General features: G+C 66.4%; 15 protein-coding genes. 4 read left to right on the top strand and 11 right to left on the bottom strand.

Annotation, left to right across the window (positions count from 1 at the left end):
- Positions 1–8: 8 nt before the first annotated feature.
- A complete protein-coding gene (locus tag BMW87_RS27515) occupies positions 9–413 on the top strand; it encodes a hypothetical protein (protein ID WP_093052597.1) in 405 nt (134 codons plus the stop codon).
- Between the two features lie 23 nt (positions 414–436).
- Here BMW87_RS27515 and ybaL read toward each other — a convergent pair whose 3' ends face one another.
- The 3 genes from ybaL to phbB all read right to left on the bottom strand — a co-directional run bounded on the left by ybaL (position 437) and on the right by phbB (position 4,432).
- Entirely contained in the window at positions 437–2,143 is a 1,707-nt protein-coding gene (ybaL, locus tag BMW87_RS27510) for a cation:proton antiporter domain-containing protein (protein WP_093080307.1), read from the bottom strand.
- Between the two features lie 81 nt (positions 2,144–2,224).
- The gene (locus BMW87_RS27505; protein WP_093080304.1) at positions 2,225–3,568 is read right to left on the bottom strand and encodes a dicarboxylate/amino acid:cation symporter; all 1,344 of its coding nucleotides are present in this window, start codon (positions 3,566–3,568) and stop codon (positions 2,225–2,227) included.
- A gap of 126 nt (positions 3,569–3,694) precedes the next feature.
- Positions 3,695–4,432 carry an acetoacetyl-CoA reductase gene (gene phbB / locus BMW87_RS27500; RefSeq protein ID WP_093052606.1) on the bottom strand — a complete coding sequence of 246 codons (738 nt, stop codon included), beginning with the start codon at positions 4,430–4,432 and terminating at the stop codon, positions 3,695–3,697.
- 204 nt (positions 4,433–4,636) lie between these two features.
- On the opposite strand from phbB, the gene BMW87_RS27495 reads away from it, so the two are divergent.
- On the top strand, positions 4,637–5,284 hold the full coding sequence (locus tag BMW87_RS27495; RefSeq protein ID WP_093080302.1) for a DJ-1/PfpI family protein: 648 nt from the start codon (positions 4,637–4,639) through the stop codon (positions 5,282–5,284).
- Complete coding sequence (locus BMW87_RS27490) at positions 5,281–5,802, top strand: CinA family protein (protein ID WP_093080299.1); 522 nt, start codon at positions 5,281–5,283, stop codon at positions 5,800–5,802. Before BMW87_RS27495 ends, BMW87_RS27490 begins: the two co-directional genes overlap by 4 nt.
- A gap of 4 nt (positions 5,803–5,806) precedes the next feature.
- Here BMW87_RS27490 and BMW87_RS27485 read toward each other — a convergent pair whose 3' ends face one another.
- From BMW87_RS27485 to BMW87_RS27465, 5 genes are read right to left on the bottom strand one after another with little or no spacing between them, the layout of a single operon-like run.
- Complete coding sequence (locus tag BMW87_RS27485; RefSeq protein ID WP_093080297.1) at positions 5,807–6,826, bottom strand: tripartite tricarboxylate transporter substrate binding protein BugD; 1,020 nt, start codon at positions 6,824–6,826, stop codon at positions 5,807–5,809.
- A gap of 31 nt (positions 6,827–6,857) precedes the next feature.
- Positions 6,858–7,712, bottom strand: coding sequence for an HpcH/HpaI aldolase/citrate lyase family protein (locus BMW87_RS27480; protein ID WP_093052615.1), 855 nt, complete (start codon positions 7,710–7,712; stop codon positions 6,858–6,860).
- The gene (locus BMW87_RS27475) at positions 7,709–8,890 is read right to left on the bottom strand and encodes a CaiB/BaiF CoA transferase family protein (RefSeq protein WP_093080294.1); all 1,182 of its coding nucleotides are present in this window, start codon (positions 8,888–8,890) and stop codon (positions 7,709–7,711) included. The genes BMW87_RS27480 and BMW87_RS27475 overlap by 4 nt, the downstream gene beginning before the upstream one ends.
- A gap of 15 nt (positions 8,891–8,905) precedes the next feature.
- Entirely contained in the window at positions 8,906–9,802 is an 897-nt protein-coding gene (locus BMW87_RS27470; protein ID WP_093080464.1) for an HTD2 family dehydratase, read from the bottom strand.
- Positions 9,803–9,814: 12 nt separating this feature from the next.
- A complete protein-coding gene (locus BMW87_RS27465) occupies positions 9,815–10,798 on the bottom strand; it encodes a tripartite tricarboxylate transporter substrate binding protein (protein ID WP_093080291.1) in 984 nt (327 codons plus the stop codon).
- Positions 10,799–10,921: 123 nt separating this feature from the next.
- On the opposite strand from BMW87_RS27465, the gene BMW87_RS27460 reads away from it, so the two are divergent.
- Positions 10,922–11,833, top strand: a complete 912-nt coding sequence (locus tag BMW87_RS27460; protein ID WP_093080289.1) for a LysR family transcriptional regulator — start codon at positions 10,922–10,924, stop codon at positions 11,831–11,833.
- Positions 11,834–12,297: 464 nt separating this feature from the next.
- Here BMW87_RS27460 and BMW87_RS27455 read toward each other — a convergent pair whose 3' ends face one another.
- From BMW87_RS27455 to yghU, 3 genes are read right to left on the bottom strand one after another with little or no spacing between them, the layout of a single operon-like run.
- Positions 12,298–12,711, bottom strand: coding sequence for a hypothetical protein (locus BMW87_RS27455; RefSeq protein WP_093080286.1), 414 nt, complete (start codon positions 12,709–12,711; stop codon positions 12,298–12,300).
- On the bottom strand, positions 12,711–13,301 hold the full coding sequence (locus tag BMW87_RS27450) for an NADPH-dependent FMN reductase (protein WP_093080283.1): 591 nt from the start codon (positions 13,299–13,301) through the stop codon (positions 12,711–12,713). Before BMW87_RS27450 ends, BMW87_RS27455 begins: the two co-directional genes overlap by 1 nt.
- Before the next feature lie 17 nt (positions 13,302–13,318).
- The gene (yghU, locus tag BMW87_RS27445; RefSeq protein ID WP_093052630.1) at positions 13,319–14,197 is read right to left on the bottom strand and encodes a glutathione-dependent disulfide-bond oxidoreductase; all 879 of its coding nucleotides are present in this window, start codon (positions 14,195–14,197) and stop codon (positions 13,319–13,321) included.
- Positions 14,198–14,217: the final 20 nt, after the last annotated feature.

The following is a 14,217-nucleotide window of genomic DNA, read 5'->3' as shown; positions in this document are numbered from 1 at the left end:
GAGGCAGCATGAAGCATTTCACTCTTGAACCGGGCATGCGATCGAGCATCGGCGGGGCCTTTTACCCGACCGGCTACTCGATGGTGATGTTTCCGAGTGCGGAAGACGCCGACCGCATCGGCCACCGCCTGATCGAAAAAGGCATGAGTGGCGACGAGGTCTATCTGCTGCCCGCGCAAACGGTGCTGGCCGAAATCGCCCCGACCGCGAAGACATCCGACAACCCCCTGCCCTCCGCCGGCACCGACGCCGCGACGGTACGCGCCTATACCGAGTTGGCGCGCGACGGCCACACGGGCCTGCTGGTGAGGACAAGAGACGGCGCTGCCGCCGAACGCCTGATGGAACTGGTGCGCACCGTGCCCTATTCCATCGCCCAGCGCTACCGCACACTGGTCATCGAAGACCTCTGAGAAGAAGAGGAAAGCGGGCGTCTTCAAGCCGGCACGGCCATCGACACGGCGCGCTGGACTACATCACGGGCCATGGCCTGGGCGAGTTCGTGCTCGCCAAGGAACACGGTGGCAGAGGTTTCCTGCGTGAGCAGCCGGGCCTCCTGCTCGTTGTGGCTGCGGATCACGGTCTGGATGGTAGGGTTGAGTGTGCGCGCCGTCTCCATCATCTGGCGCACGTTCATGGCGTCGGGCGTGGCCACCACCAGCACGCGGGCGCGCGCGATGTGGGCCTGGATCAGCACCGCCGGGTCGGCCGCGTCGCCCCACACGGCCGGCGTGCCGGCCTCGCGCAGCTTTTCGACAAGCTCGCGGTTCTGCTCGGCCACCACGTAGGGAATGTCGTGCGCGTCGAGTTCGGCCGCAATGCGGCGCCCCACGCGGCCGTAGCCCACCAGCACCACTTGCCGCGAGAGGTACTTGGCCTCGGTGGTCATGGGCAGTTCGGCCAGCGGGTCGTCGCGCGATTCGAGCCCGCGCGCGAAGGACGAACGGGCATGGAGCCACTTCTGCATCGGCCCTATCAGGCTGAACCACAACGGGTTGGTGGCAATGGAAATCAGCGCACCCGCCAGCACCAGGCTCTGGCCCTCCACCGGCAGCAGGCCCAGCGACACGCCCAGCCCGGCCAGGATGAACGAGAACTCGCCGATCTGCGCCAGGCTGGCGCTCACCGTGAGCGCCGTGCCCAGCGGGTAGCGGAACACCAGCACCAGCGCGCAGGCCGCAAGCGACTTGCCCAGCACGATGACCAGCACCACCGCCAGTACCTGCAGCGGCCGCTCGATCAGCACCGAGGGGTCGAACAGCATGCCGACCGACACGAAGAACAGCACCGCGAAGGCGTCGCGCAACGGCAGCGACTCTTGCGCGGCGCGGTGGGCAAACTGCGACTCGCGCATGACCATGCCGGCGAAGAAGGCGCCCAGCGCAAACGACACGCCGAACAGCGCCGCCGAGGCAAAAGCGATGCTCACGGCAGCGGCCACCACGCACAGCGTGAACAGCTCGCGCGAGCCGGTCCGCGTGACCTGCCAGAGGATCCACGGGAACACGCGCCGCCCCACCACCAGCATCAGCGCCACGAAGCCGCCGACTTGCAGCAGCGTGAGGCCCAGCGTCTGCCACAGCGGATCGGCCGGCCCGGCGTGTTCACTTTTTCCGCCCAACGTGCCCGCCAACGGCGGCAACAGCACGAGCACCAGCACCATCGCCAGGTCTTCGACCACGAGCCAGCCGACGGCGATGCGGCCAGTGAACGAATCGAGGATGCCCAGGCTTTCGAGCGCACGCAGCAGCACGACCGTGCTCGCCACCGACAGCGCGAGCCCGAACACGAGCGCTGCGCCGGGGCTCCAGCCCCACCACAGGGCCAGCCCACCGCCGAGCAGCGTGGCCACGCCGATCTGCGCGATCGCGCCGGGCAGTGCGATCTTGCGTACGGCTAGCAGGTCGTCGAGGGAAAAATGAAGGCCTACGCCGAACATCAGCAACATGACGCCGATTTCGGCAAGCTGGGCGGCGATTTCCGCGTCGGCCACGAAGCCCGGTGTGAACGGGCCGATGATCACGCCCGCCAACAGGTAGCCGACCAGCGCGGGCAGCCGCAGCTTGGCTGCCAGGAATCCGAACACCAGCGCCAGCCCCAAGCCGGCGGCAATCGTGTTGATGAGGGAAACGCTGTGGGGCATCGCTCCATTTTGCAGGAACGATGTCTGCCCTTTTATTTCACACGGCCATCTTGTCCAGGGCCCGGCTGTCGTGCCGAGCGATCAGCCGGCCATCTTGCTGGTGCGAGCAGCCTCCAACGTCTCAGGCTCTTGCGCCTCTACCCAAGTCTCGTTGTTGAGCCCCGCCTGCAGCCGCGTCTCGTCAAGCTCGTTGGTCCACTTGGCAACCACGATGGTGGCGACGCCATTGCCGATCAGGTTGGTGAGCGCGCGCGCCTCCGACATGAAGCGGTCGATGCCCAGGATCAGTGCAAGCCCCGCCACCGGCACGTGGCCCACCGCCGACAGCGTGGCCGCCAGCACGATGAAGCCGCTGCCCGTGACGCCCGCCGCGCCCTTCGATGTGAGCAGCAGCACGGCCAGCAGCGTGATCTCCTGCGTGAGCGTCATCGGCGTGTTGGTCGCCTGGGCGATGAACACGGCCGCCATCGTCAGGTAGATCGAGGTGCCGTCGAGGTTGAACGAATAGCCCGTGGGAATCACGAGGCCCACGCAGGTCTTGTTCGCGCCCAGGTTCTCCATCTTCTCCATCATGCGCGGCAGCACCGACTCGCTCGACGAGGTGCCCAGCACGATCAGCAGTTCTTCCTTGATGTACTTGATGAACTTCCAGATGCTGAAGCCGTGGAACCTTGCAATGAGCCCCAGCACCACGAAGATGAACAGCAGGCAGGTCAGGTAGAACGTGCCCATCAGCTTGCCGAGCGAGAACAGGCTGCCCAGGCCGTACTTGCCGATGGTGAATGCCATCGCGCCGAAGGCACCGATGGGTGCCAGCTTCATGATGTAGTTGACGATGCCGAAGAGCACGTGCGAGCCCTTCTCGATCACGTCGAACACCAGCGTGCCGCGGCCGCCGAAGCGGTGCAGCGCAAAGCCGAACAGCACCGCGATCAGCAGCACCTGCAGGATCTCGCCCTTGGCGAACGCGTCGACGAGCGTGTTGGGGATGATGTTCAGGATGAAGTCGACCGTGCCGGTCATCTTGCCGGGGCCGGTGTAGGAGGCGATCGACTTGGTGTCGAGAGTGGCCGGGTCGACGTTCATGCCCGCGCCGGGCTTGAGCACGTTGACCAGCACCAGCCCGACGATGAGCGCGATGCTGCTGACGACCTCGAAGTACAGCAGCGCCAGGCCGCCGGTCTTGCCGACCTTCTTCATGTCTTCCATGCCGGCGATGCCCACCACCACCGTGCAGAAGATGATCGGCGCGATGATCATCTTGATCAGCTTGATGAAGCCGTCGCCCAGCGGCTTCATCGCCTCGCCGGCCGCGGGATAGAAGTGGCCGAGCAGCACGCCGATGATCACCGCGGTGATCACCTGCACGTAGAGCGAACGGTAGAGCGGGAGCTTTCTGGCGGGTGTGCTTGTTGTGTTTTCCATTTTTGCCTCCGGAGGGTTGGACACTGTAGGACGCGTGTTGGCGGCTTTCTATCCGTGGAACCCGCATCGATCAAATGAAAAAACCCGCCGAAGCGGGTTTTGTCGATCAGGTGCAGGTCAGCATGCTTAATGCATGTGCAGGCCGCCGTTGACCGAGAAGTCGGCCCCGGTGCTGTAGCCGCCTTCGTCGGTGGCGAGCCACGCGATGATCGAGGCGATTTCGCTCGGCTCGCCCAGGCGCTTGACCGGGATGGTGGCCACGATCTTGTCGAGCACTTCCTGGCGGATGGCCTTGACCATGTCGGTGCCGATGTAACCCGGGCTCACGGTGTTGACCGTCACGCCCTTGTTGGCCAGCTCCTGCGCCAGCGCCATGGTGAAGCCGTGCATGCCGGCCTTGGCCGCCGAGTAGTTGGTCTGGCCCGCCTGGCCCTTGGCGCCATTGACCGAGCTGATGTTGATGATGCGGCCCCAGCCCTTTTCAACCATGTCGCCCACCACCTGCTTGGTGACGTTGAACATGCTGTTGAGGTTGGTCTCGATCACCGCGCTCCAGTCTTCGGGCGTCATCTTCAGGAACATGCGGTCCCGCGTGATGCCGGCGTTGTTGACCAGCACATCGATGGCACCATGCGCTGCCTTGGCGGCAGAGAAGGCCTCGACGGTGGATTGCCAGTCGCCGACATTGCCGACCGACGCGTGGAACTCGAAGCCTTCGGCTTTCTGTTCGGCCAGCCACTTGGCGTAGTCGCGCGTGGGGCCGCAACCGGCGATCACGGTGAACCCGTCCTTGTGCAGACGCTGGCAGATGGCTGTTCCGATGCCACCCATGCCCCCGGTGACATATGCAACTTTCTTGCTCATAAGATTTCCTTTGTGTACGTAGCAAAAGCCTGAACGGCCGCCTTCACTCTAGCGAGTTTCAAGCCCGCGTCCTCTGAGGAAAACACTGAGCCAAGCTTGCAACCAGCTGTCACGAAGAGCGGCCTTCGTGCCCAGCCTCTATCCTCGCACTGTCTGTTCTTGTGCAAGCCCGTGCAAGCGGAAACACCCAAGGAGTTCGAAAGTATGAATTTCGGGATCATCGTCTTCCCCGACGTCGAGGAACTCGACTTCGTCGGCCCTTGGGAAATGCTCACCATGTGGAGCAAGCTGGCCGCCGGTCCCGAGCACTGCCTGATCGTGGCCGAAAAGCGCGAACCGGTGGTCTGCGCCAAGGGCCTGTCCATCAACCCGCACGTGTCCTTTGCCGATTGCCCGCCTCTCGACTGCCTGCTCGTGCCCGGCGGCATGGGCACGCGCCGCGAGGTCGACAACCCCGCCATGACGCGCTTCCTGGCCGACCAGGCACCGGGCTGCCAGACGCTGATGTCGGTGTGCACCGGCGCTTTCGTGCTGCACGCGGCCGGGCTGCTCTCGGGCAAGACCGCGACCACGCACTGGGGATCGCTGGACCGCCTGCGCGCGCTGGGCGACGTGAAGGTGGTCGAGCAGCGCTTCGTGCGTGACGGCAACGTCTGGACATCGGCCGGGGTATCGGCCGGTACCGACCTGATGCTGGCCTTCATCGCCCACACCGCGGGCGAGGAAGCCGCGGCCCGGGTGCAGCTGCAGGCCGAGTACTACCCGGCGGACACGATCTACGGAGACACGGCGAGCCATGAGCGCGCGCCGGCGTACGTGAAACGGCCCGGCTCCCGTTTCCAGGCGCCATGACCGCACCCTCGCTTCCCGAACCGCTACCGGTGCTCGCCGCGCGTATCGGCGAAACGCTGCGCGCACGGGGCCAGACGGTCTCGGTCGTCGAGTCTTCCGCAGGCGGCCTCGTGTCGGCTGCGCTGCTCGCCATTCCGGGCGCATCGGCCTACTTCCGCGGCGGCGCCGTCGTCTATTCGCGGCGCGCCGGCCGGGCGCTGCTGGGCCTGACCGCGGAAGACATGACCGGCATGCGCGGCGAAACCGAGCCCTACGCCCTGCTCGTCGCCGGCCGGATGCGCGACACCCACCACACCACCTGGGGCATCGCCGAAAGCGGCGCGGCCGGCCCGTCAGGCAGCCCGTACGGCGATGCCCCGGGGCACGTGTGCATCGCCGTGGTCGGCGCGGTCACGGTGAGCCGCACCATCGAAACCGGCGACACCGACCGGCGGGCGAACATGGACGTGTTCGCGCGGCACCTGCTCGCGCTGTTCGACGAGACGCTGCGGGCTCAGCCGGAGCCGCCGCCCGCCTGAACAATCAATCCGCCTGGACACCCGCGGCGCGGATCACCTTGCCCCACTTCGCAACCTCTGCCGCGAGGTGCGTGCGCAGGCTTTCCGGCGTCTGCTTGTCCAGCGGCACGATTTCGGAGCTGAGTTCGGCAAGCCGGTGCTTGACCATGTCGTCCTGCAGCGCGGCGCGCAAGGCAACGTTGAGCTTCTCGATCACGGCGGGTGGCGTGCCCTTGGGCGCATACATGCCGTGCCACACCCGCACGTCGAAGCCCTTGAGGCCCTGCTCGTCCAGCGTCGGGATGTTGGGCATGCTCGACAGGCGCTGCGGCGTGGTCACGCCGAACACCTTCACGCGGTTGCCGTCCTTGATGACCGGCGCGGTCTGCGTGGTCTGGTCGCACAGCAGGTCGACCTGCCCGCCCATGAGATCGTTGAGCGCCGGGCCGGCGCCCTTGTACGGCACGGTCGTCAGCTGCACGCCGATCTGGTTCATGAACAGCAGGCCGCACAGCTGCGACACCGCGCCCACGCCCGCGTTGGCCAGCGTGACCTTGTCCTTGTTGGCCTTCACGTAGGCCAGCAGTTCCTGGTAGTTGTTGGCCGGGAAGTCCTTGCGCGACAGCAGCGTCATCGGCACGTCCAGCACCTGGCCGATGTACTCGAAGTCTTTCAGCGGGTCGTAGTTGAGCTTCTTGTAGAGCGCGGGCGCGGTGGCCATGCCCATGTGGTGGATGAGGATGGTGTAGCCGTTGGGCGCCGCCCTGGCCACCCGCGTGGGTGCGATGGTGCCGCCCGCGCCCACGGTGTTCTCGACGATCACGGTCTGGCCCAGCGACTTGCCCATGGGAATGGCCAGCATGCGCGCCACCACGTCGGTCGGGCCGCCGGCGGAGTACGGCACGACCATGGTGATGGGCTTGTCGGGCCACGCGGCTTGCGCGATGGCGGGCGATTGCAGGGCGAACAGGCAGGCGCCGGCCGAGGCCGCGAGCAGGGTCTTGAATTTCCAGGTCTTCGTTTTCGTCGTCTTTGTTGCTGTCACTTCTTTGTCTCCTATGGTTATGGGTGTTCTGTCAGGGCGCCGGCTGGTCTTCGAGCGCCAGCAGGCGTTCGGCCAGGCGCACCACGGGCGCGTCGACCATCCGCCCGTCGAGGCTGACCACGCCGCCGCCCGATGCTCGAATGGCGTCGACCACGCGACGGGCCCACGCCAGTTCATCAGCGCTGGGGCCCAGCGCGGCATGCACCGGCGCAACCTGATCGGGGTGAATGCACAGCTTGGCGCCGAAGCCGCCGCGCCGGGCGCGTGCGGTGTCGGCGGCCAGCCGCTGGGCGTCGCGCCAGTCGGGCGTCACGCCGTCGATGGGCGCGGGAAGGTTGGCGCGGCGCGAGGCGAGCAGCAATGCGAGGCGCACTGGCACGAGTTCGGCTTCGTCCGCGTCGCAGGCCAAGCCGATATCGGCCTGGAAATCGAGATTGCCGAACGCGAGCCGCAGCACCTGCAGGCCAGCCGCGATTTCATCGACTGCCGCCAGGCCCGCGGCCGATTCGATCAGCGGCACCAGCACGCCCTGCGGACCGACGGCCCCGGCCAACCGGGACAGGTCGGCCGCTCGCTCCGCCTTGGGCAGCACGACGCCCGCAATCAGGCCTTGTGCCACCAGCGCGCCGACTTGCGCGCAGTCATCGTCATGCCACGGTGTGCCGGCGGCATTGACGCGCACCAGCAGGCGTTGCCGGTCGGCGACGGGCAGCGCGGCGAACGAGGTGGCGAGCGCCTCGCGCGCCGCCGCCTTGCGTTCGGGCGCCACCGCATCCTCCAGATCGACGATCACGCCGCCCGCCCCGGTGGCCAGCGCGCGCGCATGGCGCTCGGGCCGGTCGGCAGGCACGAAGAGAAAGGCGCGTGCCAGGGCGAGCGCGCTCACACCGCCCTCGCCTCGCGCAGCGCCGCAATGTCCGCCTCGCTGCGCCCGAGGCCGCGCAGGATCGCCTCGGTGTGCTCACCGACCGCCGGAATCGGGTCCATGCGGTAGTCGAACGCACTCTGCCGACCAGCCGGCAGCAAGGCCGGAATCTCGCCCGCTGGCGAACCCACCTGCCGCCAGCGCTCGCGCGCCTGCAACTGCGGATGCGCCCACAGGCCAGCCATGTCGTTCATGCGGGCGTTGGCGATCTGCGCCGTGTCGAGCCGCTCCAGCACCTGTGCCGTGCTCAACGCGCCGAAGGTCTCGACGATGATCGCGCGCAGGGCCTCGCGGTTTTCATTGCGCCGTGCGTTGCTGTCGAAGCGGGCGTCGGTCGCAAGCCCTGCCTGCAGCAGCACCTTCTCGCAGAAGGTGCGCCACTCGCGCTCGTTCTGCAGGCCCAGCATCACGGTGCCGCCATCGCCGGCGGGGAACGGCCCGTAGGGATAAATGGTCGCGTGCGAAGCGGCGCTGCGCGGCGGCGGCGGCGCGCCTTCGTAGGCGTAGTACATCGGGTAGCCCATCCACTCCGCGAGCGATTCGAGCATCGACACATCGATGTGCGAGCCCTTGCCGGTCTTGCCGCGCTGGAGCAGCGCCGCGAGGATGCCGGTGTATGCGTACATGCCCGCCGCAATGTCTGCGATGGAATTGCCCGACTTGCACGGATCGTCCGGCGTGCCCGTGACCGACAGAAAGCCCGCCTCGCTCTGGATCAGCAGGTCGTAGGCCTTCTTGTCGCGGTACGGTCCGTCTTCGCCGTAGCCCGAGATGTCGCAGACGATGAGCCGCGGGTGCTTCGCCTGCAGCACCTGCGCACCGAGCCCCATGCGCGCGGCGGCGCCGGGCGCGAGGTTCTGCACCAGCACGTCGGCATCGGCCACCAGCTCCTGCAGCACGGCGAGCGCGGCGGGTTGCTTCAGGTCCAGCGTGAGGCTTTCCTTCGAGCGGTTCACCCACACGAAGTGCGAGGCCTCGCCGTGCACGCGGGCGTCGTAGGCCCGCGCGAAGTCGCCCACCTCGGGGCGCTCCACCTTGATGACGCGCGCGCCGAGGTCGGCCAGCTGGCGGGTGCAGAACGGCGCGGCAATCGCGTGCTCGAGCGAGATGACGGTGATGCCGTCCAGGGGTCTTGTCATGTGTCGGTTCTCCCCTCAGGCCAGCACGGCCGTGGCCTGCATCGTGAGCCAGCCGTCGGCGTCTTCGCCCCAAAGGCTGAATGTCTTTCCGTCGGCACCGGGCTTGCCGTGCACGCGGAACGGCGCGATGTCGAAAGTCGGGCGCACCGCGCGAAACTCGAAGCGCGCGAGCTGCGCGCCCGGCACGTTGCGGCGCAGCAGATCGACCAGCAGCGTCGCTATCAGCGGGCCGTGCACGATCAGGCCCGGATAGCCCTCGACCTGCGTCACGTAGCGGCGGTCGTAGTGGATGCGGTGACCGTTGAAGGTGAGCGCTGAATAACGGAACAGCAGCACGTCGTCGGGCACGATGTCGCGGCTGAAGGCGGCGTCCTTCGGCGCGGGCGTGGGTGGCGGGCCCGCTTCACCTGGCTGCGCGGCGGCGCGGTAGACGATGTCGTGCTCCTCGGTCAGCGCGAGGCCGCGCTCGTTGCGCACCTCGTGGCGCACGAGCACGAAGACCAGTTCGCCGGTACGGCCCGCCTTGTGCGTGACCGATGCGATGGTCGAGGTGCGCTCGATCCTGTCGCCGACCTGCAGCGGGTTGCCGGGCTCCCAGGCAAGCCGCCCCCCGGCCCACATGCGGCGCGGCAACGGCACGGGCGGCAGGAAGCCGCCTCGCCTAGCGTGGCCGTCTTCGCCGATTTCGGACTGGCGGTGGTGCGGCAGGAAGTAGAGCCAATGCCACAGCTCGGGCAGGCGCGTGCCGGCTTCGGGCAGGGCATCGTCGCGATCGAGCGTGGCGGAGAGAGCGCGCACGGGCGCGGCGGTGATGTCGTCGGCCAGCGTCTCGCTGCGGCCTTGCCAGGCTTGCAGCTTCGCCAGTGCTTCGCTGTCGATCACGGAGGGTGTCGTGGGAGTTTCGTTGGGCATGTCTTGCTTCATTCAATCGACTGCGGCACCGGAGGCCTTGACGATGCGCGCCCACTTGGCGAGGTCGTCCTGCAGCAGTTTCGAAAATTGATCGGGCGTGGTGGGCGCTGCAATTTCGACGCCCTGCTGGTCGAGCTTGTCGCGCAGGTCCTTCGAGGCCAGCGCCTTGCGCGTGGCGTCCTGCAATGTCGCCAGCACATCGGCCGGCACGCCCGCGGGCGCAAACAGGCCGATCCACAGCGTGCCGTTGTAGCCGGGCACCTCCTCGGCGATGGTGGGCACGTCGGGCAGCACGGCCGAGCGCTTGTCGCCGCTCACAGCCAGCGCGCGCAGCTTGCCGGCCTTGATGTGCGAAAGAGCCGAAGGCAGGCTCGCGAACACGATCGGCAGTTGCCCGCCCAGCACGTCGTTGAGCGCTGGTGCGACACCCTTGTACGGCACGTGCTGCAGCGAGATGCCCGCCATGCTGTTGAGCATTTCGCCCAGCAGGTGGTTGAGCGTGCCGTTGCCGGCCGAGGCGTACTGGTAGTTGGCGCCCTTCTGCCGCGCGAGCTTCAGGAACTCGGCGAAGTTCTTCGCCGGGAACGTGGGGTTGACCAGCAGCACATTGGGCACCGCGCCGACGAGGCCGACGGGCTTGAAGTCTTTCACCGGGTCGAAGCCCGGGTTCTTGTACAGCGCCGGGTTGATGGCCTGGCTGCTGCTGATGGTCATGAGCAGCGTGTACCCGTCCTTCGGCCCCTTGGCCACCAGCTGCGTGCCGATGTTGCCGCCAGCGCCGGGCCGGTTGTCGACCACCACGCTGGCGTTGTTCATTACTTCGCCGAGCTTCTGGCCCACGAGGCGACCGACGATGTCGTTGGTGCCGCCGGCGGCTTGCGGCACCACCAGCGTGACGGGGCGCGAGGGATAAGCCTCGGCGCGTGCCGGGCCGGCCTGGACCAGTGCCGCGGCGGCGGCTGCGAACGCCAGCAGTGCGAAGGTGCGAAATCTCATGATGTGTTGTGTCTCCATGGCCGCATGGTCGTTCGCCCTCCCCCTGCGCGCAATCTGCGATTTCGGAACCCAGCCTTCTGGAATTCCGAAGGCTTGGGGCCTGGGAGGGTCTAGCATCGCTCGATGCTTTTCGACCTCACCGACCTGCGGCTGTTCGTGGCCACGGCCGAACTCGGCAACCTCACGCGGGCCGCCGAGCGCCAGCACCTGTCGCTGGCTGCCGCCAGCGCGCGCATCAAGGCGCTGGAAACGCAGGCCGGCCTGCAGTTGCTGCAGCGCGAGGCCCGCGGCGTACGGCTGCTGCCTCCGGGAGAAGCCTTCCTGCATCACGCTCGCCTCGTGCTGCATCAAACGGAGCAACTGCGCGACGATTTGCTCGAATACGGCGGCGGCCTGCGCGGCCATCTGCGCGTGTTCGCCAACACCACGGCGGTGACCGACTTCCTGCCCGAGATCCTGCCGGGCTTCCTGGCGCACAACCCGCGCATCAACGTCGACCTTCAGGAAAAACCGAATGCTCAGATCCCGCGCGGCGTGCTCGACGGCCGCGCCGACATCGGCATCGTCGCCGGCCGCGTCGACACGCTGGGGCTGGAGGCCATCCACTTCAGCACCGACCGGCTGGTGCTCGTCACCTCGCGCAAGCACCGCTTCGCCAGGCGCCGGAAGATTTCATTCGCCGAGACGCTCGACGAAGACGCCATCGGCATGCAGCAGGGCAGCACGCTGCAGACCTTCCTGGCGCAGATCACCGACAACCTCGGCAAGCGGCAGAAGCTGCGCATCCAGCTCGGCAGCTTCGACGCCATGTGCCGGATGATCGGCAGCGGCGTGGGCATCGGCGTGGTGCCGGAATCGGCTGCGCGGCGCAACCAGGAAAGCATGCAGCTCGCGCTGATCGACCTCAGCGATGCGTGGTGCGTGCGGGAGCGGTATCTGCTGGTGCGAGACCGGGCGGCACTGCCCATTTATGCGCAGGCGCTGGTCGAAACCTTGTGCCGGCACTACGCCGGGCAACTGGCCGAAGAGAACTGAGCGCGGTGCCCAAAAACATCGACTTGCATGCGTTTGCTGAACAAGTCGATCCAGTCCCCATTTTCCGTGGACAACTTTGGGGGTAACTCATGAGGAGCCTTGTAAAACAGATTTAAGTCATTGTTTTACAAGGGTATTCCTTAGTTTGCTCAAAATTTGGGCGGTGAACAACCTTGGCGGGCAAAACAGCCCACATGGGCCCGAAAGTGGCTGCGAAGAGAACTTTTTCGCGATTTCCGGTGGGCAGAAAACGTCATTGAATCAGCAACTTGCACGCGATTGCGAAAAGTCTGATGTCGTCCCCATTTTCTGTGCACAACTTTGGGGGTAACTCATGCGGAGCCTTGTAAAAGGTATGCAAGCTGTTGTTTTATAATGAGATTCCACACTTTGCCCAAAATTTCAGCGGTGAACAAGATGGTCCGGGGGCGAGCGCCAGCCACGGACGGTTCCGCAGAAATCCGCTAGCGAAGGGGGTAGACCCCGTTCGCCCAAAACGCGCCGGCGGCGGTCTGAAGCGAGACCGTCACTTCCCTTTGCTGCGGATCGACCCGCACATCGCCGCCCGTGACCAACACGGTGACTGAGGGATATGGACTCTCATCGATGACAACAATCTGCCCAGCTTCGTAGCGCGCAGGGACGATTGGCTTTTCGGGCAACCGGATCGACAACCACGCGACTTCCCCGTAGAGGAAGCCGCTATGGCCCGAGATCGCCCAGGTCCCGGTTGGTACATTCAATGAAATCCGGTGCACCGGCACCGTATCTGCGCGGCAACTGCATTGGAGCGTGGCATACCGCGTCGGGAAGGAAACGCAACCCGACAGCAGAAATGCAAGAACGGCAACGAGTTGCCAGCGCACGCTCATGAACATTAGTACGGCGGCGCCTTGCGCGCCCGCTGCGCCCGCGCGGCCTCGGTCCACCACGCCAGGTCGTCCGCGAACCGGCCGAACGAGCGCTCCAGCGATTCGCCCGCAGGCCCCGTCGGCTTGCCTGCTGCATCCAGCGTCTGCGAGATCGGCCCGACCGCGAGCGTGCTCGACACCACGACCATGCCCATCTCCGACAGGATCGAATGCCACACCGTGCCCGAGCGCACGCCGGAGAAGCGCCCTGCCGAATAGCTCGCGACGGCCGCGGGCCGCCAGAACCACTCTTCGAGGAAGTGGTCGGTCAGGTTCTTCAAGCCGGGTTGCGGGCCCCAGTTGTATTCGCCGGTGACGAAGACGAAGGCGTCTGCCGTGCGGATCTTTTCGGCCAGGGCTTCCATGGCCGCGGGCGCGGTGCCCTTCGGGTATTCCTTGTACATGCGGTCGAGCATGGGCAGGTCGACAGCCTTCGCGTCGATCAGCTCCGCATCGTCGCCACGCGCGCGAAGCCCGGCGACGATGTAGTCCGCCAGGCGCACGCCCATGCGATCGGAGCGGTACGAGCCGTAGAAGACCAGGATCTTGTCGCTCATCGTTGTTGCTCCTGCGCTCAGGTTGGCGTTTCGAGCTTGTCCTGGGTGCGGGTCTCGAAGTCGCTGGCGTCGTGGCGCTCGTGCAGCTGGCTGTTCGGCTGGCCCCATGCGCGATTGACCATGCGGCCGCGCTGCACTGCCGGACGCTTCGCGATTTCATCGGCCCAGCGCAGCACGTTCTTGTACTCGCTCACCTGCAGGAACTCGCCCGATTCGTAGAGCTGCCCCTTGGCGAGCGCGCCGTACCAGGGCCAGACAGCCATGTCGGCGATGGTGTAGTCGTTGCCCGCCAGGTAGCGGCTCTCGGCCAGCCGGCGGTCGAGCACGTCGAGCTGGCGCTTGGTCTCCATGGCGAAGCGGTCGATCGCGTATTCGATCTTCGTGGGCGCGTAGGCATAGAAGTGCCCGAAGCCGCCGCCGAGGTATGGCGCGCTGCCCATCTGCCAGAACAGCCACGACAGGCATTCGGCGCGGGCCGCGCGCTCGGTCGGCAGGAAGGCGCCGCCAAACTTCTCGGCCAGGTACTGCAGGATCGCACCCGACTCGAACACGCGAATGGGCGTGTCGCCGCTGCGGTCCATCAGCGCGGGAATCTTGGAGTTCGGGTTCACCGCCACGAAGCCGCTGCCGAACTGGTCGCCATCGCTGATGCGGATCAGCCAGGCGTCGTATTCAGCGCCGGTATGGCCCAGCGCCAGCAGTTCTTCCAGCATCACCGTGACCTTCACGCCGTTGGGCGTGGCCAGCGAATAGAGTTGCAGCGGATGCTTCCCCACCGGCAGGTCCTTCTCATGGGTGGCACCCGCGATCGGGCGATTGATGTTCGCGAAGCGGCCGCCGCTTTCCTTGTTCCAGGACCAGACGGTGGGCGGCGTGTAGGCTGTCGTGCCATTCATGCGATGAGTTCCAGGAGTTG

Origin of the sequence: Variovorax sp. OV084 (assembly GCF_900111625.1) — a bacterium.
GTDB lineage: Bacteria > Pseudomonadota > Gammaproteobacteria > Burkholderiales > Burkholderiaceae_C > Variovorax.
The sequence above is the reverse complement of the archived record's forward strand: the minus strand, read 5'-3'. Positions and strand labels throughout refer to the sequence as shown.

Bases quoted from the DNA above. Each gene is read 5' to 3' on its own strand.
- BMW87_RS27515 (WP_093052597.1), top strand. From the start codon at position 9: ATGAAGCATTTCACTCTTGAACCGGGCATGCGATCGAGCATCGGCGGG.
- ybaL (WP_093080307.1), bottom strand. From the start codon at position 2,143: ATGCCCCACAGCGTTTCCCTCATCAACACGATTGCCGCCGGCTTGGGG.
- BMW87_RS27505 (WP_093080304.1), bottom strand. From the start codon at position 3,568: ATGGAAAACACAACAAGCACACCCGCCAGAAAGCTCCCGCTCTACCGT.
- phbB (WP_093052606.1), bottom strand. From the start codon at position 4,432: ATGAGCAAGAAAGTTGCATATGTCACCGGGGGCATGGGTGGCATCGGA.
- BMW87_RS27495 (WP_093080302.1), top strand. From the start codon at position 4,637: ATGAATTTCGGGATCATCGTCTTCCCCGACGTCGAGGAACTCGACTTC.
- BMW87_RS27490 (WP_093080299.1), top strand. From the start codon at position 5,281: ATGACCGCACCCTCGCTTCCCGAACCGCTACCGGTGCTCGCCGCGCGT.
- BMW87_RS27475 (WP_093080294.1), bottom strand. From the start codon at position 8,890: ATGACAAGACCCCTGGACGGCATCACCGTCATCTCGCTCGAGCACGCG.
- BMW87_RS27470 (WP_093080464.1), bottom strand. From the start codon at position 9,802: ATGCCCAACGAAACTCCCACGACACCCTCCGTGATCGACAGCGAAGCA.
- BMW87_RS27465 (WP_093080291.1), bottom strand. From the start codon at position 10,798: ATGAGATTTCGCACCTTCGCACTGCTGGCGTTCGCAGCCGCCGCCGCG.
- BMW87_RS27460 (WP_093080289.1), top strand. From the start codon at position 10,922: ATGCTTTTCGACCTCACCGACCTGCGGCTGTTCGTGGCCACGGCCGAA.
- BMW87_RS27455 (WP_093080286.1), bottom strand. From the start codon at position 12,711: ATGTTCATGAGCGTGCGCTGGCAACTCGTTGCCGTTCTTGCATTTCTG.
- BMW87_RS27450 (WP_093080283.1), bottom strand. From the start codon at position 13,301: ATGAGCGACAAGATCCTGGTCTTCTACGGCTCGTACCGCTCCGATCGC.
- yghU (WP_093052630.1), bottom strand. From the start codon at position 14,197: ATGAATGGCACGACAGCCTACACGCCGCCCACCGTCTGGTCCTGGAAC.